This window comes from Maribacter sp. LLG6340-A2, from assembly GCF_045057105.1.
Lineage (GTDB): Bacteria > Bacteroidota > Bacteroidia > Flavobacteriales > Flavobacteriaceae > Maribacter.
The window spans coordinates 3,658,674-3,683,465 of the sequence record NZ_CP159332.1 but is presented as its reverse complement, the minus strand read 5'-3'; the positions used below and the strand labels follow the sequence as shown (position 1 = coordinate 3,683,465).

The following is a 24,792-nucleotide window of genomic DNA, read 5'->3' as shown; positions in this document are numbered from 1 at the left end:
AAATATTAAGTAACCAAAAACCTTTACCGAGAAGCTTCAGTGGACTATCTAGAAATTATAATGCACCTTCATATCCGAAATGAACAGACCTGGATACCCAAAGGATTTCATTTGTTCAACTGCTTCCATTGATGTTTTTACGGGTAGTTTGCACGTATTATTTTGACAAACGTAAATAAAGGTCTCTTGAGAATCATAACGATCTTTGAAAAGAGAAATTTCGCTAGATGTCTTACTCCCCACCAACAAGGTGTTGGCTAAGTATAATGTTCCCATCTCCTTTACCAAACTTTCAGCCTGCCTTCCTACTACTGCAATTTCATAATACGGATAGGAATAATTTAAAAGTAGTGTTCCCCAAGAGCCATAACTAAAAGCATAGTTTTCAAAATCACCTACGACCAAGGAAGTCATTTTCTTAGCCTCATTAAGAAAGGACGTATTATATTCCAAATGACCTATCTTAAACAAGTTATGAGCCATAATTGCATTAGCTGACGGTATAACACCGTCCGTTGTATTGATCATACGTGGCACTAATTCGTTAGAGGTATTATAATAATACAGACCAGAGCTGCTCTTATATGTTTTTTGGGCGCGCTCCATTAATTCATTAGCGGATTGAAGAAACGCGATATCCAGCGTTACTTCGTACAAACTTAAAGCGGCTTTGGCCAAAAAAGCATAATCTTCTAAAAAAACTTCTTTTTGCTCGCTATTGGCGGTGTAGGAATGAACCAATTCTCCTTCTTTATAATTATGGGTACGCAAGTATTCAAAAATAGATTTTGCCTCATTAAGATAGCGTTCATCATTAAATGTTTTGTAAACATCTACCAGTCCATCAATCAATAACGCATTCCAGGAAGTTATGATTTTATAATCCTTAGAGGGCTTTTCCCTTAACTGTCTAGCCTTGTACAGAACTTCTTTCCATTTTTTTAATTTGCCTGACAAATTTGGTACTGTAATTGAATTCTTATTTGAAAATTCTTCTATGGACTCCGTATTAAAAAGAACAAAGCTTGAATGTTCCCATTCTTCAACCTTTTGGATATTATAAAATTTGGCAAATAATTCATACTCATTACCCAGAAGCGATTGTAACTCATTAACAGACCATATATAATAAAGACCTTCCTCACCTTGGGTATCTGCATCCATCGCACTAAAATAACCCCCGTCCTCATTTCTCATTTCGGAAGTAAGAAAAAGGAAAGTTTCATTAATCATAGAACGATACTCACTACTGGAATTTAATTTATAAGCTTGGGATAACAAACTTAACATCTGTGCATTGTCATAAAGCATTTTTTCAAAATGGGGTACTTTCCATTTAGAATCTGTACTATACCTAAAAAATCCGCCACCTACATGGTCATAAATACCTCCTTGAGCCACTTTATCCAAGGTCTTAAAAACAAACTCCTGAGCATTTTTATCCTGCTCAAGAACGGCATAATCCAACAGCATTTTTAAGTTTGCGGGGATAATGAATTTCTGCTCTCCTGAATTTCCGCCCCATTCCATATCCCATGAAGTGGACCAAGCAGAAATACCTTTTTTAATTTTATCTACCGTAATTTCATTGTACAATTGTTTGGCCGGTTGTTCATACACCTCCTGTACACCGTTTGCCAACATATTGGCATATTCCTTTATCTTATCCGGATTAGTCTCATATTCTGTACTGAATTTGGTCAAGATATTTTTCCACTCCTCTTTGGTGCTATATGTTCCTAAATATATGGGGCTACCGTCTGGTAAAATAATGGCGTTCATGGGCCACCCCCCTGTACCATTAACCAATTGTAATGCGGTCTGGTATACCATATCCAAATCTGGCCGTTCTTCGCGGTCAACCTTGATGCTAACAAATTTATCGTTCATTAAATGTGCGACCTCCAAATCCTCAAAAGACTCTTCCTCCATTACATGGCACCAATGACAAGTAGAATACCCAACACTTAAAACAAGTAAAACATTTTTCTCTTCCGCTTCCTTAAAAGCATCTTGCGACCATGGTTTCCAATTTACAGGATTGTGGGCATGCTGTAATAAATAAGGACTGGTCTCATGAATAAGATCGTTGGTATATTCAAAATCGCCTTCAAGTATAGAGGATGAAGTACGTTGGGCAGATTTTTCATCTCCTTTACAAGAGCTAAATAAAACCAATATAAATATGTGGACCAATAAATAAATACGAATGTTCATAATGACCAAAATATGGGATAAAAGTTTCAAAGATATATTTAATTTATGTTTAATGCTTCTACTATTAGAAGTAAGACACATTGCTCTAAAATTTGGTTGCAAGTTTGTTTATAGAACTAAATGGCACAATCGGGAAAATCAATTTATATGCAGTTAATTTATTAATCTATCAATTTCCTCCATAGCTTTTATAGAGACTAATAAAAAAATAAGGTCAAAAATGCCGTATTAGCAATACTTATAGTAATGCTGCATCAAATTTACTAGTGTTCGCTTCATTTCTTTTACTCCCTACATAAGCTCCAAATTATATTTGTTTCGTTACTATTTCGCATAAAAGTGACTCGAACGAATAACAACTTAAACTTAATTGATTATGAGTAAACTCAAAATTACATTCATTGCCTTCATTGCAATGTTAGGGCAATTTGCCTATTCACAAACAACCACCCTTACCGGTGTTGTTTCTGATGAAACGGGTACACCCCTTCCAGGTGCATCTGTAGTGGTTTCTGGCACTACAAATGGTACCCAAACAGATTTCGATGGAAATTTTTCATTGACAAACGTTCCTACAGACGCTACACTAACCGTTAGCTATCTAGGTTACCTAACCCAGCAAATACCTGTTAACGGGCAGACTTCCTTTAACATTTCCATGGAAATTGATGCCCAGACTTTAGATGAAGTGGTCGTTGTAGGTTATGGTGCTCAAAGCAGGGTTGCCGTTACCGGAGCAATTTCCAGTGTTAAATCCGAAGATTTAAATGCTGTTCCGGTTGCAAACGCTACAGAAGCGCTGCAAGGTCGTGCAGCAGGTATTTCGGTGGTAAATACAGGTGCACCAGGTACGGAGCCTTCAATAACCATTAGGGGGCTTGGCACCTTTGGCAACAACGCTCCTTTATTTGTAGTAGATGGGGTAATTGTTGGGAACCTTTCCGGTATTAACCAAAATGATATTGAGACCATCAACGTTTTAAAAGATGCCTCTACAACCGCGGTTTACGGTGCTCAGGGGTCTAACGGGGTTATTATCGTGACCACAAAAAAAGGTAAAAGTGGCAAAACACAGCTATCGTTCAACGCACATACAGGATTTCAACAAAACACACAGCGTTATGACGTTTTAAACACGGAGCAATATTTGCAATATGCAAATGATGCTTTTGGCATTGTACCCAATACGCCTTTATCCTCTTCTGGTTTAAATACCAATTGGCAAGATGAAATATATACTTCTGGCCTTATTAGAAGTTATGATATGGCAGCATCTGGAGGTAATGAAACCAGCAACTTTAGAATTTCCGGAGGTTATTTTGAACGTGAAGGTATTGTTATCGAAACAGGTTTTCAAAGATATTCCTTCAGGGCCAATAGTGATTTCACCTTTGGAAAACTAAAACTAGGACAGAACATGTCCGTAAACTTTAACAAGCAAAACCCTGACCCAACTGGTGTAGGTGGGCGTTCACTTTTAGAACATGCAATAAAAGCTGCACCATATTTACCGGTATACAATGAAAATAACCTTGGTGGTTTCCAAGGTCCAAATAGCGCCGGTGACGGCCAAGATGCTGAAAACCCAGTTAGGATATTAAAGCACGGTAATGCTGTAAATAATACATTTAGTTTAGTTGGGAATATTTTTGCAGAATATGACATCATTGAAGGCCTCAAGTTTAAATCTCAAGTGGGTCTGGATTATTTCAAAGCAAAGAGCGATAGATTTATACCTTCCTTTAACGACGATAGCTTGGGAGGTACACACCAACAGGCATTTGCAGCAATAACAAAAAATGCATCTGATGGTCAAACCTTAATTTTCACAAATAGTTTAACCTATAATAAAACATTTGGTGACGCCCATAACTTTGAAGCCCTATTACTATCTGAAAAGTTTGAAAGTAAGGGTACTAGTGTCAATGCGAACAGTCGTAATTCCGTTTCTGATGAAATTAATGAATTGTCCAATGAAGATTCTAGCTTAGAAAGTACCTCTTTTGAGTACAATAGGCTAGGTTTCTTAGGAAGATTGAATTATAACTATGATGACAAATATATTGCAGCCGTTTCGTTAAGACGAGATGCCTCTTCTAAATTTGGTTCTAATAATAGATGGGGATGGTTCTCTTCCTATGCATTAGGTTGGAACGTTGCCAAGGAAAACTTTATGCTAGATACCAATGTAAGCACATTGAAACTAAGAGGAAGTTTAGGATATTCAGGTAACGACAGAATTGCCAATTACTTATATAGTGCAACATTAGTGAACGACTTCCTATACCCAATTGCTGGCTCTAATGCAGTAGGTACTACCGCTTTTGGATTGGCCAACCCAGATTTAAAATGGGAGGAAACCAAACAATTAAACGTTGGTTTGGATTTAGGTTTTGCAAATGACAAGTTTACGGCGGCATTGGAATACTATGAAAACCAAAGTGATGACCTATTAATTCGTGTTCCTACCTCTACCTCTTTAGGTATTAACGAAGGTAGTCAAGTAAGAAATGTTGGATCTGTAGAAACAACAGGTTTTGAATTAAGTTTAGGATATAATGATTTTGAAGGAGACTTTAAATGGTCTGCAAACGTTAATTTGTCCACCAGTTCCAATACCGCGCTTTCTTTAGGAGGAGTGGATGAACTAATAGGTGGCAATTTTGAAAGTCAGAACATTACCAGAGTAGTTGAAGGAGAATCTTTATTCCACTTTTATGGTTTGGTAACCGATGGTATTTATCAAAATCAAGCGGAAGTAGATGCGGTCTTTACGGCAAACCCTGGTCAGACTACCGTTCAACCAGGAGACATTAGATTTAAGGATTTAAACAATGATGGGGATATTACCTCTGAGGATAGAACCATTATTGGTGACCCGTTACCGGACCTAACATACGGTCTAAATTTAAGTGCAGATTATAAAAATTGGGACTTTAATATGTTCTGGACCGGAATTTACGGTAGAGATTTGTACAACACCAATATTTATGACCTTGAAGGTATGCCAAGATTATTCAACGCTGGAGTTGGGGTTTTGGATAGGTGGACACCTTCTAACCCTTCCACTACCGTGCCTAGAGCAGGTGGTGCACCACAAAATATTCAACTTTCCGATCGTTTTGTAGAGGATGGGTCGTTCTCCAGACTTAAAAACCTTACAATTGGTTATACCATACCAAGTAACGCCTTTGGTAGCGAGTTGTTCTCGAAGTTTAGGGTGTATGTAAGTGGTCAAAACTTAATTACTATTACAGAATACTCAGGTTTAGATCCTGAAGTAGGTAATGGGGATTTGTTTGAGTATGGTATCGACAGAGGTGCCTATCCACAACCTAAGACGTATTTAATAGGCTTACAAGTATCATTTTAATTGCTAAATAGAAAAGAAATATGAAATCAACAAAAATTATTTTTTCAATGTTCGCGCTATTCACCGCAATGGTGATCATAAATGCGTGTAGTGAAAATGATTTGGAGCTGGTTAATCCTAACGGATTGTCTCCCGAAACATTTTTTAAGACCGAAGCACAGGTACAATCTGCGGTAAATGCAGTTTATGCCAACCTACAGACTAGAGGCCTGTATTCCAGACACATGTTCTTTTCCCAAGACAACATGTCTCATGAGAACGATGGTAACCCACAATTGGAAGCGGATAAAAGACAATACCTTGATTTTTCCTTTGACTCCAGCCACGGTCCAATTGCAGATTATTGGGAAAGCTGCTATAGAGGTATTAACAAAGCCAACTTTGTTATTGGAAATGAAGAAGCCATTAATGCCATAGATGATGCAATCGTTAGTAGTGCTACCAAGCAGAAGTTCATTGGCGAAGCCAAATTCTTGCGCGCACTTTACAATTTCTTGTTGGTAACAAGGTTTGGTGACATGCCTTTAATCACGGAAATACCAACTACCACGGAAGGTATAGCCAAGTCTCCTGCTAGTGAGGTCTATGACCTGATCATATCTGATCTAAAAGAGGCTTCCGCTAGCTTATTGCCAAAGAGCGAAGAAGATAATGGTAGAGCTACACAAGGTGCGGCCATTGCCCTATTAGGTAAAGTATATTTGTTCAGAGGTGAACACGCATTGGCCTTGACCGAGTTTGAAAAACTTTCAGGATATGAACTAGAGCCAAATTATTTTGACAACTTCACCGAAGAGACCGAGCATGGCATTGAATCTATTTTTGAAATAGAGTACGATGATGCTTTGGGAGCTAGTGCCAAATGGAACTCATCGGTAACCGGTGCCGGACCAAATGAAGCTACTTTTAGGGGTCAGGAATACGGATTTAACGACTGGTTCAATGTTTTTCCTTCAGATGATCTTTTGGACGAATATGAGCCCGGAGATACAAGATATGCCGATACCTTTTACTCGGTCGGAGATACATTTGCTGGTGGTACTGTTACAGCAGAAATGTTGACCGCGGGTGAAGAAAGACGTGCTGGATGGAAAAAATATCAGAATTATTATAAGGATGCCAATGAAGATCAAGAATCCGGTATCAACTTTAAATATTTACGCTATGCCGATGTATTGTTAATGATGGCAGAATGTGAAAATGAAGTAGGTACACAAGATGATGCCATTGATTATATTAACGAAGTTAGGGAAAGAGCATCATTAGATGATTTACCCTATGGTTTATCTAAAGCTGAAGTTTTTGATGCCATCGTTCATGAAAGAAAAGTAGAACTGGCCGGAGAGCAAGTTCGTTTCAATGATATTCTAAGATGGAATCTAGCCGCTACGGAATTGGCAGGAACTAATTTCCAAGCTGGTAAAAATGAGCTTTGGCCTATACCTGACAGGGAAATCTCATCAAACGAAAATGTAACCGCAGCAGATCAAAATCCTGGGTATTAAAATAGTTTTTTTGAGTTAGTTTAGTTTGATTTGAGCAGTACGTGAAAACGTGCTGCTTTTTCAATATTATTGAATAGATTACCTTATTTTAATGGCAAATTATAGTACTATGAAATTAACGATATTACTTAGACCGCTAATCTGTTTCTTAGGGGTATTGACCCTTATAAATTGTACAAAAGTAGAAACGCCGGTTGAAGGTAAAATCTTTTCTATGCTTACCCCTTCCCAAACCGGTATTGAATTTAGTAATACACTCACAGAGAACGACTCCCTAAACTATTTCACCTATTCCTACCTTTATATGGGAGGCGGTGTTTCTACTGGGGACATTAACAATGACGGACTTTTGGACCTTTATTTTACCGGCAACCAGGTACCTAATAAACTTTATTTGAACAAAGGAAACTTAAAGTTTGAGGATATCACCGAAAAAGCGGGTGTAGCCGGAGATAATCGTTGGTATACGGGAGTTACCATGGCAGATATCAACGGTGACGGTTACTTGGATATATATTGTTCCGTAGGCGGAAAATTTGGCCCTAAGGAAAATCAATTGTTCATTAACAATACAGACGGCACATTTACGGAAAAAGCTGCCCAATATGGCGTAGCAGATATAGGAAACAGCGTACAGGCCACTTTTTTTGATTACGATAAGGATGGGGATATAGATATGTATGTAGCCAACTACCCCCCTACCAATTTTAAATCGCCCACATTCTACTATACGTTTAAAATGAACAATTTGGACGATCATGAATCTGACCATTTGTATAGAAATGATGGCGGTACGTTTACTGATGTAACCGCAACTGCCGGTGTAAAGAATTTTGGCCTTACCCTAAGTGCTACCGTTGGGGACATTAATAATGATGGTTGGCCAGACTTATATGTATCCAATGATTTTAACTCCCCGGATTTTATGTACCTCAACAATCAAAACGGTACATTTAAAGAGGTGGTGAAACAAGCTACCGCACATACCGCATTCTATGGAATGGGAACGGATATTGCAGACATTAACAATGATGGAAATTTGGATATTTTTCAAGTGGATATGGATGCCAGAAGCAACAGACGAAAAAAAGCAAACATGGCCAGTATGAATCCGTCCTTATTTTGGGATGTGGTAAACGCAGGCTTTCACTACCAATATATGCACAATTGCCTACAGTTGAATTCTGGGGTCTATACGGATGGAGTACCTCATTTCTCTAACGTTTCAAGAATAACGGGAACATCTTCCACAGACTGGAGTTGGGGTCCTTTATTTGCAGATTTTGATAATGATGGCAATAAAGATTTATTTGTTTCAAACGGTACCAGAAAGGAAATCAACAACAACGATTACTTTAACAAATTGGATAAAATAAAAATTGACAATGATACCCTTTTACAACTAAGCCATAGTATTCCATCGGAAAAAATTGAAAATTTTATATTTCAGAACAAGGGAGATTTAAATTTTGAGATGTCCAATGACAAATGGGGCATCAACTATAAAGGTTTTTCTAATGGTGTGGTCTATGCAGATCTGGACAATGATGGGGACTTGGAAATTATTACCAATAATATTGATGACAAAGCATCGGTATTCAAGAACACGGGTACTAATACAAACGCATACCTAACCGTCAAATTTCAAGGACAACAGGGAAACACTTCCGGATTGGGTAATAGGGTTTACCTAACCACAGATGAAGGTACCCAAGTACAAGAATTAACCTTAACACGGGGCTTCCAGTCCTCTGTTGCACCAGAACTTCACTTTGGCCTGGGCAAACACAAAAAGATCAAGGAATTAAAAGCGGTTTGGACAGATGGTAGCGTGCAAAAATTAACGAATGTAGATACCAACCAACACTTGGTACTTTCCTATAAAGATGCTAAAGGTCAAGAGGAAAAAACTACAAGCAATTCAAAATTATTTACAACGGATACTACTACTATTTTTCCATCGCATAGACATAACGAAAATTATTATGATGATTTTGCCACCCAAGTGCTATTACCGCATCAAATGTCGGCATTTGGTCCCGCGCTGGCCGTAGGCGATATTAACGGTGACCAGCTGGAAGATTACTTTATTGGAGGATCCGCAAAGCAGGCAGGCAGTATCTTTTTACAGGGTGATAACGGATTTATCAAAATAGAAAGCCCATTTTTGGAGGAAGATAGTGCAAAGGAAGATGTAGGTGCGCTATTTTTTGATGCAGATAAAGATGGCGACAATGACCTTTACGTAGTAAGTGGCGGCTATGAATTCTCACGCAATGCAGACCAACTCAAGGACAGGATTTATATTAACGATGGCACCGGTAATTTTAAAAAATTGGATGGAGCCCATATGCCGGACATCAAAACAAGTGGTTCTAAAGTGTACGCAACCGATTTTGACAAAGATGGTGATAATGATCTATTGATTTTGGGAAGACAGGTACCGGGAAATTACCCTAAACCTGCGGATAGTTATATCCTAGAAAATATAGGGAATGCCGACCAACCTAAATTTCAATTTGGGGAAAGCATGATGCCAAAGGAATTTAAGGAATTAGGTATGGCAACCAGCGCAGTGATTTCAGATTACGATAACGATGGTTGGGAAGATATTATAGTAGTTGGGGAGTGGATGCCCATTAGGGTATTTAAAAATACCGGTACCCGTTTTACGGAAGTTTCCGAAGCCATGGGGATGGATTTGGACACTACGGGATGGTGGTGGAGTATTGAGCAAGGAGATTTTGATAATGATGGGGATATGGACTACATAGTGGGCAACAATGGCCTTAATTACAAATACAAAGCCACGGAAAACGAAACCTTTGACATTTTCGTCAACGATTTTGACAAGGATAGCAAAGATGATATCGTTCTAAGTTATTATAATGAAGGCAAGCAATACCCGTTACGGGGCAGACAATGCTCTTCCCAACAAATACCGGCCATTAAACAAAAATTTCAGAATTATGAAAGTTTTGCGGAAGCTACCCTAGAGGATGTATATACAGAAAAGTCCTTGCAGGCGGCTGTTCACTATCAAGTAAAATCTTTTGCCAGTGTATATCTGGAAAATGACCAAGGCAAATTTATTGTTCATCAACTGCCCGTGGAGGCACAACTCTCTAGCATTAACCAATTTTTAGTGGATGATTATAATAAAGACGGCAATCTAGATATCATTTTAGCTGGTAACCTGTATGTATCAGAAGTAGAAACACCAAGAAACGATGCTTCTTACGGAATGCTACTTACCGGCGACGGCAATGGTAATTTCACGGCAAATGAAGCAAATAGTTCCGGTTTGTTTATTCCTGGAGATGTTAAGAACATGGCCATGATACATAGCGGTAAAGATGAAGCTTATATTATAGCAGCCAAGAACAATGATTATCTACAGTTTATAAAGTGGAATTAACGAAAAGGTTGTAGTGCCTCTTTTATTTATTAAATAGGTGCTTAGCTAGTCGGATAAAGACAATGGCAGCTTTTAATTAAAGGAATCAGCATCCTTTATTACATCCTACGTAGTATCGCATGTCTTTCATTGAAGAATTCACAAAATAAACTGAAATAAATTCAATTATACTATTTTTAAAGGTAGCACCACTATTAAACTATTATCAGCATGAAACAACTTAAAACGTTAATCCTCATAGTAACGCTTATTACGACCTCAGCAAAAAGTCAGCATTTAGAGGATTATAAACTTTGGTTAAAGTATAGTAAAATTGAATCAGGACCCAAAGTACAGGAATATTCAAACATTGTAACTAAAATCTATTTTCCCGCTGGTACCGATGTGCTAAGCAACGCAAAAAACGAATTGGCCACTGCCCTACCCCAGATGTTGGGAAAACCAGTTGTTTTTTCTGAACATATGGAAACGGAGAGCTCATTAATTATAGCACCGTATGACCAACTACCCAATACCTTAAAAAAACAATTTGAAAAGGAATTTGCAAAGGTTAATGATGAAGGCTTTATCATTAAGTCAACAGTTTTCAACAATAAGAATATTACCGTAATCAGTGCCAGAACGGACATTGGTATTTTGTACGGCACATTTAGGTTGTTGAACCTAATGCAGATGAATGAAAACCTGGAGGAAGTATCATTGACGGATAGTCCTAAAATAGAGGTAAGAATGCTAAATCATTGGGATAATTTAGACCGTAGCGTTGAACGTGGTTATGCTGGGTTCTCTCTTTGGAACTGGCAAAAATTACCGGAATATATTGATCAACGTTATATAGATTATGCCAGGGCAAATGCATCTATAGGTATCAATGCTACAGTTCTTACCAATGTTAACGCAAATGCTTTGGTACTAACCCCTATGTATCTAGAAAAAGTAGAAGCTTTGGCGAATGTCTTTAGAGGCTACGGCATCCAAGTATATTTAACGGCACGTTTTTCGGCGCCCATGGAAATTGGTGGATTGGAAACTGCAGACCCGTTAAATGTAGAGGTTCAACAATGGTGGAATGACAAAACAGCCGAAATCTATAAACGAATACCAGATTTTGGAGGGTTCTTGGTCAAAGCAAATTCCGAAGGACAACCAGGCCCTCAAAATTATGGTCGCAATCATGTAGATGGTGCTAATATGATGGCCAAGGCGTTAAAGTCCCATGGCGGTAATGTAATATGGAGGGCCTTTGTATATTCTGAACATGATGATACGGACAGGGCCAAGCAAGCTTATAGTGAGTTTTTACCCTATGATGGTAATTTTGATGATAATGTGGTGGTACAGGTAAAGAATGGGGCCATAGATTTTCAGCCTAGGGAGCCCTTTCACCCAATGTTCGGGGCATTAAAGGAAACCCCAATTGCCATGGAATTTCAGATTACCCAAGAATATCTTGGTTTTAGCACACACCTAGTGTATTTACCCAAATTATTTGAAGAGGTTTTAGATGCGGATACCTATCAAAAAGGCCCAGGGTCTACCGTTGCCAAAGTAATAGACGGCAGCTTATATAACAATACGATCAGTGTTATGGCCGGTGTGTCTAACATAGGTAATGACTTAAACTGGACAGGACACCCCTTTGCACAGGCTAATTGGTATGGCTTTGGACGTTTAGCATGGGACCCCTATTTAAGTTCGGAAAAAATAGCAGAAGAATGGTTAAGGGCCACATACAGTAATGATGAAAATTTTATTTCCCCAGTAAAGAAAATGATGCTTATGTCTAGAGAAGCGGTGGTAAATTATATGAATCCCTTAGGGCTGCATCATATTTTTGATACTGGGCACCATTACGGTCCTGGACCATGGGTAGATAACTTAAGCAGACCAGATTGGAACCCTGTGTATTACCACAAAGCAGATGAAAAAGGTATTGGTTTTGACCGTACCACATCAGGTAGTAACGCTACGGAGCAATATGCCCCATTTTTGGAAAAAAAATTCAATGATCCAAAGACAACGCCAGAAAAATATTTGTTATGGTTTCATCATCTTCCATGGGATTACCAACTTAAAAATGGAAAAACTTTATGGAACGGTATTGCAGAAAAATATCAAGAAGGCGTAGATCAGGTCAATGATATGATCACAACTTGGGAAAAGGCCAAACCGTATGTAACCAATCATGAGTATGAAGAAGTAAGCATGCTTTTACAAATTCAACTTAGGGAAGCCAAATGGTGGCGAGATGCCTGCCTATTATATTTTCAGTCTTTTTCCAAAAGACCTTTACCTAACGGTGTAGAAAAACCTAGCAAAACACTTAAAGAATATAAATCGCTTAAATTTCCTTTTGCTCCGGGCATACGACCACGATGGAACTAAAAAATGAGGTCAATAAATAGGTACTAAAATGAAAATACAAGTAAGGTATATAATTAGCTTGTTCTGTTGCATACTAGTGTTGAAGGCAGCAGCTCAAAACAATACCAATACCTATAACTTTTTCACTATTGACGAGGGTATCCCAAAAAGTGCCATTACAGAAATTGTTCAAGATCAGCATGGCCTAATTTGGATCGCTACCTATGGCGAAGGCCTTTACCAATATAATGGTACGGATTTAAAAGCCTATAAACACCAAGTAAATGACACCACAACCATTCAAAGTTCTATTGTAAACACATTGTTTATAGATTCTAACAAGCAACTTTGGATCGGTACTGATGAAGGTTTAAGCCGGTATAATTCTACTTTTGATAATTTTACCCGAATAAAATTGATCAGCAATAAAGCCGATCAAAAAAAAACTCAGGTATATTCCCTTGGGGAAGATAATTCCGGAACCATTTATGTAGGAACTCCTACACTTGGGTTATATATGGTGAACCCAAATACCTTTTCTGTAGAAAAACTTCAGGAACAGCCCGGTCACAAAATATCAAAATCCGTAATAAACGCTTTAGTGCCTTTGCCAAATGGTAATATGTTAATAGGTTCCAATTTAGGACTGTTTGCCTATGACAAGAAACAGAATAAGCTGCAACAAAAAAAATTCCTAACAAAAAATGGAAACCAACGTATTACAAATGCTATTCAATCGCTTTTAATAGAAGAGAACGGTGACTTATTAATTGGGACATTTAAAGATGGATTGATAAAAGTAAAACAAGAAGCCAACGGTTATTTTACCATAGAAAATTTTGATTTTACGGACAAACGTATTTTTGATATTAAAGCATTGAAAAACAATACGATACTTTGCGCTACGGAAAACGACGGTTTATTTTTAATTGATAAATTGGGCAACCCTCAACATAATTATAAATATAACAAGTCTGAATACAATAGTATCCGTTCCAATTCTATCTGGTCTGTTTTTATTGACAACCAAGAGCGTATTTGGCTTGGATATTACAATAAAGGAATTGGTGTACATGATAAACTGTATGACAAATTTGAGAATTTACAAAGTCTTCCGTACAGCCAAAATTCATTACAATCCCCTTCAGTAACTGGTATTGTACAATCTGGTGACAATACGTTGTACATAGCCATGGATGGCGGCGGTATTGATAAATATAATCCAGTAACCAATCAATTTTATCACCTATCGGACAGTAAGAGCAGTGGCTATAAAGGTTTTGACAATTTAGACGTGCAAACGTTATTCCTTGATTCCCAAGAAAATTTATGGGCAGGCACTTGGAGTTCAGGCATTTATTTTCTTCCCAAGGGTGAACGCACTTTTATCAACTATAATATAGAAACCACCCATGGTGGCCTTACTTCCAATAGCATTACAAGTTTTGCAGAAGATTCTAAAGGCACGATATGGATTGCCACTTTTTTTGGTGGCCTCCATTCATTTGATCCAAAAACCAGGGAGATTAAGAACCACACCAACACTTCTTTCAACTCATCGTTAGGAATAGAGGGCCATATACGTACGTTAATGGTAGACCATACCGATAACATTTGGATCGGTGGACCAAACGGACTTGTACGCACTAATGGTTCTAACAAGGACAATACATTACAGACCGTTTTGTTGAATTCAGTTTTAGCTAAAAATCAGAATCTTACCGGTAATATTAATGTCAGGGCACTATATGAGGATGAAGCTAATTATATATGGGTAGGCACCTATGGCAAAGGCCTTTGTAAAATAAATCCTGAAGTCAATGAAATAGTTTGGTATGGCAAGGATGATGGTCTTTTAATAGAAAACATATCATCTATCATAGAAGATAACAATCATAACATTTGGGTTAGCGGTGAAACGGGGCTGGCCATGTTGAATACAAGCACCGATCAATTTTTAAACTATAATAGAGAAGATGGTTTATTGGCCAATAATTTTAATTTTAATGCCGTAACCAAGGACCGGAACGGGCTATTGTACTTTGGTAATTATGAAGGTATAGATTATTTTCATCCAGACAATATTGTACAGAACGAGACCAAACCTAAAGTATATTTTACAGATTTAAAGCTATTTAATAAATCAGTTTCACCAACGGCAAAAGATTCCCCTATTTCCAAAAGTATTAATGAGGTGGAGCAACTTACCTTAAAGCCCAACCAATTTGTTTTCACACTAGAATTTGCAGCAATTAATTTCACTAGGGCCAACAATAATGAATATGCCTATTATTTAGAAGGTTTTGAGGATAACTGGAATTATGTTGGCAATACAAGAACGGCCACATACACCAATCTATCACCAGGGGACTATATTTTTCATGTAAAAGCGTCTAACAACGATGGTATTTGGACAGAAAGTCCGCTTTCGTTGCCGATCACCGTTCTTGCCCCATGGTGGGCCACAAAATGGGCAATATTTGGATATTTAATATTGACCATAGGCTTTGCTTTACTACTTAATTGGTTTCTCCATAAAAGAATTGAGGAGAGACGTATGATCAAGTTTGAAAGAGCCCAACGCCAGCAAGAAGAATTGTTGAACGAGAAAAAAATTCAGTTTTTTACCAATATTTCACACGAATTCAGAACTCCTTTGACCTTGATCATAAATCCTATAATGGATATTGTTGAAAACGGTCAATATAAGTTAAATAAGGGGCTGAAGGAAAAGCACAGAATCATTTACAGAAACGCACAACGGTTGAAAAACCTGGTTGATGAACTTATGGATTTTAGGAAATTGAATCTCAATAGACTTACCTTGAACGCCTCCAACATAAATGCCTACAAATTTGTACAGGAAATCTCTGAACATTTTGAAGAAGAGGCTTTTGAAAAAAATATTTTATTATCCTTAGAGACCGATGATCGAGATACTGATTTCTGGGGCGATCCCGGATTATTGGAAAAGGTTATCTTTAATTTATTGTCCAACGCATTCAAGGCTACCTCAGAAAATGGCGTCATTACCGTTAGCGTCTATAAGTGCAAGGAGAAAATTTCCTTTCCGCTAATTGATGAAGTAGAACCAATAAATGCTTTAGAGATCACTATAGAAGACACCGGTACGGGTATCAGCAAAGAGGATATTGCACATATATTTGAACGTTTTTATCAAGCATCCAATAAAAATCAACAATATTATGGAGCCACAGGCACCGGCATAGGATTAGAATTGGTGCAAAGCTTTGTTCAATTACATAAGGGAATAGTAAACGTAGAAAGCGAAGAAGGGCAAGGCACAAAATTTACACTGTTGTTTCCATTGGGCAAAAAGCATTTAAAAGCTTCAGAATATACAACCAATAAAACCGTGGATAGTATTCCAATTTCCACAACGGAGCCCCAAGTTGAAATAGATGGCAAAAAGGGCGTTACTTTTCTTGGTTTGCAGAAAGACAAAAAAACCGTGCTTATCGTAGAAGACAATATAGAATTACGAAACTACCTAAAGAACAAACTACGTGCAGATTATGTTGTGGCAGAGGCAGACAATGGTCATATTGGTCTACAAATGGCCTTACAAGGTATACCGGATATCATTATAACCGATATTATAATGCCACAAATGGACGGATTTGAATTCTGTACAAGAATAAAAGCTGATTTAAAGACCAGCCATATTCCCGTGCTTATGCTGACCGCTAAAGCAATGAGCAGCGAAAAGGTGAAAGGAATTGATGCCGGGGCAGACGCCTACTTGACCAAACCTTTTGAAATGAAGGTACTACGTTCATATTTAAAACGGTTAATAGAAAGTAGACAACAATTTCTGGAGAACAATATCAATGATAAAAATAAGATTACCCTGTTACAGAACACCACCGCTATTGATAAAAGCTTCATGGAAAAAGTGTTGGACTATGTTAATGAAAATATTGGTGAAACAGATTTAAATGTAGAGCATTTGGCAGATGACATGTCGTTAAGTAGAAGTCAACTCTATAGAAAGATTAAGGCTATAACCGGTATGACGGCCAATGAACTTATTAGAAAAATACGATTGGAAAGAGCAAAGCAAATGATAGAAAACGGTAGTGAATCTATTAGCGAGGTGGGATTCAATGTCGGGTTTTCATCACCCTCCTATTTTAGTAAATGTTTTAAGAATGAATTTGGTATGCTCCCAACGGAATTAAAAACTATTAGTGAATAAAAATCGCTACCTTAAGAAATGTCAAAAGTGTATGTTTTCAATAAAAACAATGCTCCTTTTTAACGGAAATTTCATTTCTGGAAGATTTCCTGCCAATGCAACAAGTTTCGTATGCATTGCTTCAATTGTTACAATAGTTATTAAATGTAGCATGTACTTTTAAACCCTTACAGTAGCCTTAACAACAACTTAAATAAATAACAACTTATGAAACAATCATACTCCCCCCATAAATTGAACAAATTCATTCTGCTTTTATGTTGTAGTATTTTATTTATCAATTGCAAACAAGACCAAAAATCAGAAAAAATTGAGGCTGCCACAACATTAAAAGATGCGTATAAAAATCACTTTCTAATGGGGACCGCTGTAAACGATGGCCAAATTACCGGGAAAGACAGTTTAGGAGTTCAGTTAATAAAAGAACAGTTTAATACCATTACACCAGAAAACTCAATGAAATGGATGTTTATGGAGCCACAACAAGGTGAATTCAATTTTGAAATGGCAGACCGTTACATTGATTTTAGCGAAAAAAATAATCTAGTATTTATTGGTCATAATTTGGTTTGGCATAGCCAATTGGCTCCCTGGGTTGCCGAAATAGATAGCAAGGAAGAACTGCATAACAGCTTAAAAAACCATGTACAGACCATTGCCTCTCGCTATAAAGGTAAAATACATGGTTGGGATGTGGTAAATGAAGCCTTAAATGAAGATGGTACGTTGCGTAACTCGGTATTTCTAGAAAAATTAGGCCCGGAATATTTGACCAACGCATTCAAATGGGCCCAAGAGGCTGACCCAAATGTAGAATTGTATTATAATGATTACAACATGACCCAACCAGCAAAACGGGCAGGGGCAATTAAACTGGTTAAAAACCTTAAGGAACAGGGTGCAAAAGTAGACGGTATAGGAATGCAGGGACATTGGAGTTTAGAAGGTCCCTCGTTGCAAGAAATTGAAGAAAGTATTATTGCCTATTCAGAATTGGGCGTCAAGGTCATGATTACCGAGTTGGATATTACCGCTTTACCAAATCCGTGGGATTTGGAAGGAGCCGAAGTTAGCCAAAACTTTGAAGGTAGTGAGTTCATGAATCCCTATACGGAACAATTGCCAGATTCTGTTAGCAATAAATTGGCAAAACGCTACCAAGATATTTTTGCTTTGTTCAAGAAACATCAAGATAAAATAAGCAGAGTTACTTTTTGGGGGGTAAATGATGGGCAGACATGGCTTAACAATTGGCCCATAGACAACAGAACCAATTATCCACTTTTGTTTGATAGGCAATTTAAGACAAAGGAAGCCTACCATAGTGTTATGCAGGTAGCAAAAGACAGTACATTTTAAATTTTTCAACCAAACTTATTCTACATGAACAACGATCATAAAATATCCTTAAAAGAAAAAATTGGATATTCTTTAGGGGATTTATCCGCCAATTTGGTTTTTCAGACCTTAGTTACCTACCTAGCATACTTCTATACCGATATTTATGGCTTAGAGACTCAAGATGCTTCTATGATCATATTTCTGGTAGGAATGATTGCGGCATTTGCCTTTAACCCCATAGTTGGTGCCTTGGCAGATAGGACCAGAAGCAAATGGGGTAAATTTAGACCGTGGATATTGTTTACTTCCATTCCTTTAGGTCTGGTATCGCTTTTAGCTTTCAGTACACCCAATTTTGATTATCCAGGGAAAGTAGCCTATGCAGCGATCACCTATACCCTACTCTTATTGTTATATGCGGCCAACAATTTGCCTTATGCTGCATTGAGCGGGGTTATCACTGGTAGTATGAAAGAACGTAACAGTATTTCATCCTTCCGTTTTGTAGCGGTCATGTTCGCTCAATTTTTTGTTCAGGTATTTATGTTGCCCATTATAGAATATGCCGGCGGTGGGGATAAAGCCGTAGGTATTGAAAAGGTAATGACCTATTTGGCCATTATAGGGACCATAATGCTACTGATCACTTTCTTCACAACAAAAGAGCGGGTAATACCTACCCCAGAACAGAAATCTAGCTTAAGGGAAGATTTAGGAGATTTAATTAAAAATAGGCCTTGGATCCTCATGTTACTGTTGACCACCTTAGTATTTATCACCTTGGCCTTAAAAGGAGGTTCTTATGTATACTATTTTGAAAATTATGTCGATGCCAATAGTCTAGCAGAATTTATAGGACCTTTGCTCAATAGCCTTACCAGTATAGGTGTCGATTTTTTTGGAGATAATCCCATTTCCGCAGGATTTGGGCTGTTCAACGCCGGGGGAATTATTTTTATGATCGTAGGCATTTCACTATCCAAAGCATTAGCGGATAAATTTGGAAAGCGTGATGTATTTGGATCCGCCCTTTTTATCTCGACCCTGTTCATTGCCATCTTTTATTTCTTTGCTCCTACATCTGTAGAATTAATGTTCTTGTCCCAAATATTACATGGTTTTTTCTACGGTATTACCATACCCTTATTGTGGGCCATGATTGCAGATGTTGCGGACTATTCTGAATGGAAGAATAACAGAAGGGCAACCGCAATCATATTTTCTGCAATGATGATCGGGCTTAAATTAGGCTTGACCATAGGCAGTTCATTGGTAACCTGGATTCTTGGACTGTATAATTACATTCCCAACAAATTTGGAAATACCGAAACAATAGTACAACCGGAAACCGCCATAAAAGGAACAAAAATGCTGGTAAGCATTTATCCTTCAATTGCATTTTTCCTAGCCATTGCCCTATTGTTCTTTTACGAAATAAACAAAAAGATGGAAGTTCAGATAGAACAAGATTTAATAAATAGAAGAAAAGCGTAAAACTATGCCAGAAGAAAGTATTGAACATATTGATTTTGATGATTTAAACAAGAAAGCCATATCAAAACCTTTAGTTTCACACATATATACCGCAGATCCCTCTGCACATTATTTTGATGGAAAAATATACATTTATCCTTCTCACGATATAGATGCTGGTGAAGCTTTTGATGATTTGGGCAGTCACTTTGCTATGGAAGACTACCATGTATTATCCATGGATTCCATTGATGCCGAGGCAAAAGATAATGGCGTTGCCTTACACGTAAAAGATGTTCCATGGGCAGAGCAACAAATGTGGGCCCCAGACGCCGCTAAAAAAGGGGATAAATATTATTTATTCTTTCCGGCAAAAGCTTATGATGGCATTTTCAAAATTGGAGTTGCGGTAAGTGATAGTCCCACAGGTCCATTTACTCCCCAACACAACCCTATTAAAAACAGTTTCTCCATTGACCCAGCCGTTCTAGAAGATAGTGATGGTAACTACTATATGTATTTTGGAGGCCTGTGGGGCGGGCAATTACAGCGTTGGCGTAAAGGTGTATTCAATCCTGAAAATCCTGAAAGTCCAACAGCACACTTACCGGCAAATAATGAACCGGCTTTACTCCCCTATGTAGCCAAATTAACCAATGACCTCCTAGAGTTCGCAGAAAAACCGAAAGAGGTAGAAATTTTGGATGAGCATGGAAATTTATTATTGGCCGGAGATAACGAAAGGCGTTTTTTTGAAGCGGCATGGGTACATAAATATAATGAGAAATACTACTTCTCCTACTCTACTGGAGACACCCATTATATTTGTTATGCCATTGGTGACAATCCTTACGGGCCATTTACCTATGGCGGCAGAATTTTGGAACCTGTAGTTGGCTGGACATCACATCATTCTATCTGCAAGGTAGAAGATAAATGGTATTTATTCTATCACGATAGCAGTTTATCCAAAGGGGTAACACACTTAAGGTCCGTTAAAATGACAGAAATAGAACATATGCCAGATGGCCATATTAAAACCATTTCTCCCTATAAAAATGCATAATCACACTAGTAAAATAAAAGCTATAAAATTTATTTTATTACTTGTGGTAAGCTTGTTGGCCTCAACGAGTTCTGCACAAGTAAAATTACCTCAAATTTTTAGGGATAGCATGGTATTGCAACGAGATTCTCCAATAAATATTTGGGGCTGGGCATCGCAAGGGGAAGAAATCATTTTGACCTTAGACGAACTTACGCTAAAAACAAGAGCTTCCAACACCGGCGAATGGCGCATTACCTTTCCTAAAATGAAAGCTGGCGGACCCTATGATCTTAAAGTTTTAGCAACCAACGAGCTTACTATACATAATATTTATATAGGAGATGTATGGTTGGTGGCGGGGCAATCTAACATGGAGCATCAACTATATAGACATGATGTTACGTATGCCAAGGAAATTAAAGAAGCCAATTATCCCAAAATAAGGCACTTTAAAGTCCCTAGGAATACAAACCTTAACGGACCACTAGAAAATGTAAAAGGCGGCCAATGGGAAGTAGCTATGCCAGAGGAAGTTCCAAATTTTTCTGCGGTAGCTTATTTTTTCGCAAAGAAGATTTATGAAAAATATGGCGTTCCTATCGGGTTGATCAATGCCAGTGTGGGTGGTACCAGAATAGAGGCATGGACCAGTGAACAAGGTTTTAGCAATAACGTTGACCTATTAAGAACCATAGATAAAAATAAGGATACCGCTTATATAAATGATTTAATCAAACAGGACAAAGCTATTAAAGATCAGATCGTAACCACCATTAAGGATAAAGGGTTGATAGGCCCTTTAAAATGGCACGACCCCAATTATACTCCTAAAAATTGGCGTCGAATAAATATACCGGGGTATTGGGAAGATCAAGGCATCAGAAATTTAAATGGTACGGTTTGGTACCGCAAGGACATAGAGATACCGCAAACTTTTGATAATGACAACGCCAAATTATTTCTAGGTAGAATTGTGGATGCCGATGAAGTATATATTAATGGCACCAAAATAGGACAAACCACGTATCAATATCCTCAGCGTCAATATACCATACCTAAAAACGTTCTAAAAAGCGGAAAAAATGTATTGACTATTAGAGTCAGCAATTATCAAGGTAAAGGCGGATTTGTTCCAGACAAACCATACTTTCTGAGCACAGCTACCGATACCATAGACCTTAAAGGGTATTGGCAATATAAGGTAGGTGAAGTATTTGCCCCTGTAGATGCATCATCGGGTCTTACTTTCAATCCGCAAAACGAGCCAACGGCATTATACAATGCCATGGTTGCCCCATACACCCAATATGCACTTAAGGGCATATTATGGTATCAAGGAGAAAGCAATTCGGGTGAACCGGAAAAATACGCCTCTTTACTAAAAGGTCTGATTCAAGATTGGAAAAATCAATTTAACCAACCCAATTTACCCTTTATCTACGCACAGCTTCCCAATTTTATGGACGTTAATTATACTCCAGAAGAAAGTAAATGGGCAGCCTTCAGAGATGCACAAACCAAAGCTTTAGCATTACCACTAACCGCTATGACCGTAAACATAGATTTAGGCGAATGGAACGATATACATCCAGAAAACAAGAAAGATGTTGGGGAACGCATGGCCTTGGCCGCGTTAAAATTGGCCTATAATGAGGACCTTGTTTTTTCTGGCCCTTTGTATAAAAACCATACGGTAGAACGTAATAAAATTATACTCTCCTTTTCTAATATTGGCAGCGGCTTAACTACCAAAGATGGTGAACCTCCTGCTCAATTTGCTATTGCCGGTAAAGACAAACACTTTATATGGGCAAACGCTAAAATTGAAAACAACAAAGTAATTGTTTGGCATGATGACATCAGGGCTCCAAAATATGTACGCTATGCGTGGGCAGATAACCCGGACAATCCTAATTTGTACAACAAAGAAGGCTTGCCTGCCAGTCCGTTTACTACTGAACAATAGCGATACTTTTTAGTATTTTAAATGCTAATTTTACCGCTTTTAATATACCAAACTGCAACCTTTTAGGTTATAGTAGCAATTAAAGGAAAGGTAAGATTTATGTTCAATAAAAAATATACCGTTTTAGGTGAGACAATAGCAAAAGGTAAAGGCGCCCAGTTAAATCTAGATATCGCCAAACTACACACAAGAACAAAGATTGAGGTTCCTGTAATAGTGCAGCGTGGTAAAAAAGATGGCCCTACTTTATTGATTACAGGAGGTATTCATGGAAATGAAATCAATGGAGTTGAAATAGTACGGCAAATAGTCTCAAAGAAATTCAACCGTCCGGATTGTGGCATGGTCATTTGTATTCCTGTAGTGAACATTTTTGGATTTCTTAACCAAACCAGACAGTTTCCAGATGGCAGGGATTTAAACAGGGTTTTTCCTGGAAGCTTACGTGGTTCATTGGCGAGTAGATTTGCGCATCACTTGGTAAAAGATATCGCCCCGGTCATAGATTATTGTATTGACTACCATACGGGTGGTGACAGCCGGTTTAACGCCCCTCAAATTAGAATTGACCGAGATGATGTTGACGGATTGGCATTGGCGAAGGTCTTTGGTGCGGAATTCATTGTAAAGTCCGCAGGAAGAGAAAAATCGTTCCGAGAAACACTTCATCAGTTGAATAAAAAAGTATTGCTATACGAAGGCGGAAAATCGCTTCAAATAGACCATGAAATAACAGATACAGGTGTTGTTGGAGCATTACGCTTAATGCATCATTTGGGTATTCGCAATTTTGAAAAAGAATTAGCTGAATATGCACTTAAAGAAACCGTGCCCAAATTGGTACATTCCTCTAAATGGATCAGGGCAAAACACTCTGGTATGTTTCATCCAAATATAAAAGTTGGGCAAGCCGTTAAAAAAGGTGACGAAATTGGAAGTATCTCCGGTCCGTTCGGGTATTTTGAAAAGAAGATTAAAGCCAAGGAAAGCGGTTATATTATTTGTATCAATGAATCACCAATTGTCAACCAAGGCGATGCTATTTTCCATATTGCCCATGATGTTGAGTAGCTAAAAAACAGCGTAGCAAATAAATTCCAAAAGTTAAAGATCATCTACAATTAAAAACAGCTACCTTACTGATTACAGGATCATTACACCCTCAACAAAAAGACGGTCAAATAGATTTTTAGATCTGTCTAAAAATCAATAGTTGCAATGCTTTGCACCTAGTGGACACCTAATTAAGAACATTTGTAATGATTAAATATTTAAAAAAGAGGTTAAAGCAGGCTATTTTTCCTATTACCAGTATTTTACACTTTTTAAAACACTGAAACCATACAGACCAAATGACATAATTTAAAGTTAAAGATCTCATGAAGTTGAAAACCAGTAGAACATTGATTACATTAGTGTTACGGGTATTACAAAACCACAATTTGCATGACCGAGATTGAAAAAACGCTACATAATAAAAGGGTACGACCCACTGCCATGCGCATACTTATATACAAGTACATGGCCGGCAAGAATTCTGCGGTTGCCCTAACCGATATTGAAAACGCTTTTGACAAAGCAGAGCGCACAACATTATATCGCACTTTAAAAACATTTGAAGAAAAAGGACTCGTACATCAAATTGATGATGGCACCAATGTCTCTAAATTTGCTTTATGTGAACCAGGTTGTAATTGCGAAATCGATCAAGATCTTCACCTACATTTTCATTGTTGCAATTGTGACAAAACCGTTTGTTTGACCGAGCATAAAATACCGCATATAAATCTACCCCAAGGCTATATAGCCGAAGACGCCAATTTGGTCATTAAGGGCATATGCGAATCATGCAGTCAACATTAAAATGC

General features: G+C 37.9%; 12 protein-coding genes. 11 read left to right on the top strand and 1 reads right to left on the bottom strand.

Annotation, left to right across the window (positions count from 1 at the left end; genetic code table 11):
- Positions 1 to 48 precede the first annotated feature (48 nt).
- On the bottom strand, positions 49 to 2,217 hold the full coding sequence (locus ABVM52_RS15500) for a thioredoxin domain-containing protein (RefSeq protein ID WP_405381985.1): 2,169 nt from the start codon (positions 2,215 to 2,217) through the stop codon (positions 49 to 51).
- A 376-nt stretch (positions 2,218 to 2,593) separates the two neighbouring features.
- On the opposite strand from ABVM52_RS15500, the gene ABVM52_RS15495 reads away from it, so the two are divergent.
- The 11 genes from ABVM52_RS15495 (at position 2,594) to ABVM52_RS15445 (ending at position 24,787) form a co-directional block, all read left to right on the top strand.
- Positions 2,594 to 5,590: a SusC/RagA family TonB-linked outer membrane protein gene (locus tag ABVM52_RS15495; protein ID WP_405381984.1), complete on the top strand. Its 2,997-nt coding sequence runs from the start codon at positions 2,594 to 2,596 to the stop codon at positions 5,588 to 5,590.
- 20 nt (positions 5,591 to 5,610) lie between these two features.
- Positions 5,611 to 7,095, top strand: a complete 1,485-nt coding sequence (locus ABVM52_RS15490; protein ID WP_405381983.1) for a RagB/SusD family nutrient uptake outer membrane protein — start codon at positions 5,611 to 5,613, stop codon at positions 7,093 to 7,095.
- A gap of 109 nt (positions 7,096 to 7,204) precedes the next feature.
- Entirely contained in the window at positions 7,205 to 10,513 is a 3,309-nt protein-coding gene (locus ABVM52_RS15485) for a VCBS repeat-containing protein (RefSeq protein WP_405381982.1), read from the top strand.
- 210 nt (positions 10,514 to 10,723) lie between these two features.
- Positions 10,724 to 12,898, top strand: coding sequence for an alpha-glucuronidase family glycosyl hydrolase (locus tag ABVM52_RS15480; protein WP_405381981.1), 2,175 nt, complete (start codon positions 10,724 to 10,726; stop codon positions 12,896 to 12,898).
- 28 nt (positions 12,899 to 12,926) lie between these two features.
- A complete protein-coding gene (locus ABVM52_RS15475; RefSeq protein ID WP_405381980.1) occupies positions 12,927 to 17,096 on the top strand; it encodes a two-component regulator propeller domain-containing protein in 4,170 nt (1,389 codons plus the stop codon).
- 207 nt (positions 17,097 to 17,303) lie between these two features.
- Positions 17,304 to 18,455 carry an endo-1,4-beta-xylanase gene (locus ABVM52_RS15470; RefSeq protein WP_405381979.1) on the top strand — a complete coding sequence of 384 codons (1,152 nt, stop codon included), beginning with the start codon at positions 17,304 to 17,306 and terminating at the stop codon, positions 18,453 to 18,455.
- Positions 18,456 to 18,479: 24 nt separating this feature from the next.
- Positions 18,480 to 19,931 carry an MFS transporter gene (locus tag ABVM52_RS15465; protein ID WP_405381978.1) on the top strand — a complete coding sequence of 484 codons (1,452 nt, stop codon included), beginning with the start codon at positions 18,480 to 18,482 and terminating at the stop codon, positions 19,929 to 19,931.
- A 4-nt stretch (positions 19,932 to 19,935) separates the two neighbouring features.
- Positions 19,936 to 20,976, top strand: a complete 1,041-nt coding sequence (locus ABVM52_RS15460; protein ID WP_405381977.1) for a glycoside hydrolase family 43 protein — start codon at positions 19,936 to 19,938, stop codon at positions 20,974 to 20,976.
- On the top strand, positions 20,969 to 22,924 hold the full coding sequence (locus ABVM52_RS15455) for a sialate O-acetylesterase (RefSeq protein ID WP_405381976.1): 1,956 nt from the start codon (positions 20,969 to 20,971) through the stop codon (positions 22,922 to 22,924). The genes ABVM52_RS15460 and ABVM52_RS15455 overlap by 8 nt, the downstream gene beginning before the upstream one ends.
- Before the next feature lie 99 nt (positions 22,925 to 23,023).
- On the top strand, positions 23,024 to 23,995 hold the full coding sequence (locus tag ABVM52_RS15450; protein ID WP_405381975.1) for a succinylglutamate desuccinylase/aspartoacylase family protein: 972 nt from the start codon (positions 23,024 to 23,026) through the stop codon (positions 23,993 to 23,995).
- A 375-nt stretch (positions 23,996 to 24,370) separates the two neighbouring features.
- Complete coding sequence (locus ABVM52_RS15445; RefSeq protein WP_405381974.1) at positions 24,371 to 24,787, top strand: Fur family transcriptional regulator; 417 nt, start codon at positions 24,371 to 24,373, stop codon at positions 24,785 to 24,787.
- Positions 24,788 to 24,792 lie beyond the last annotated feature (5 nt).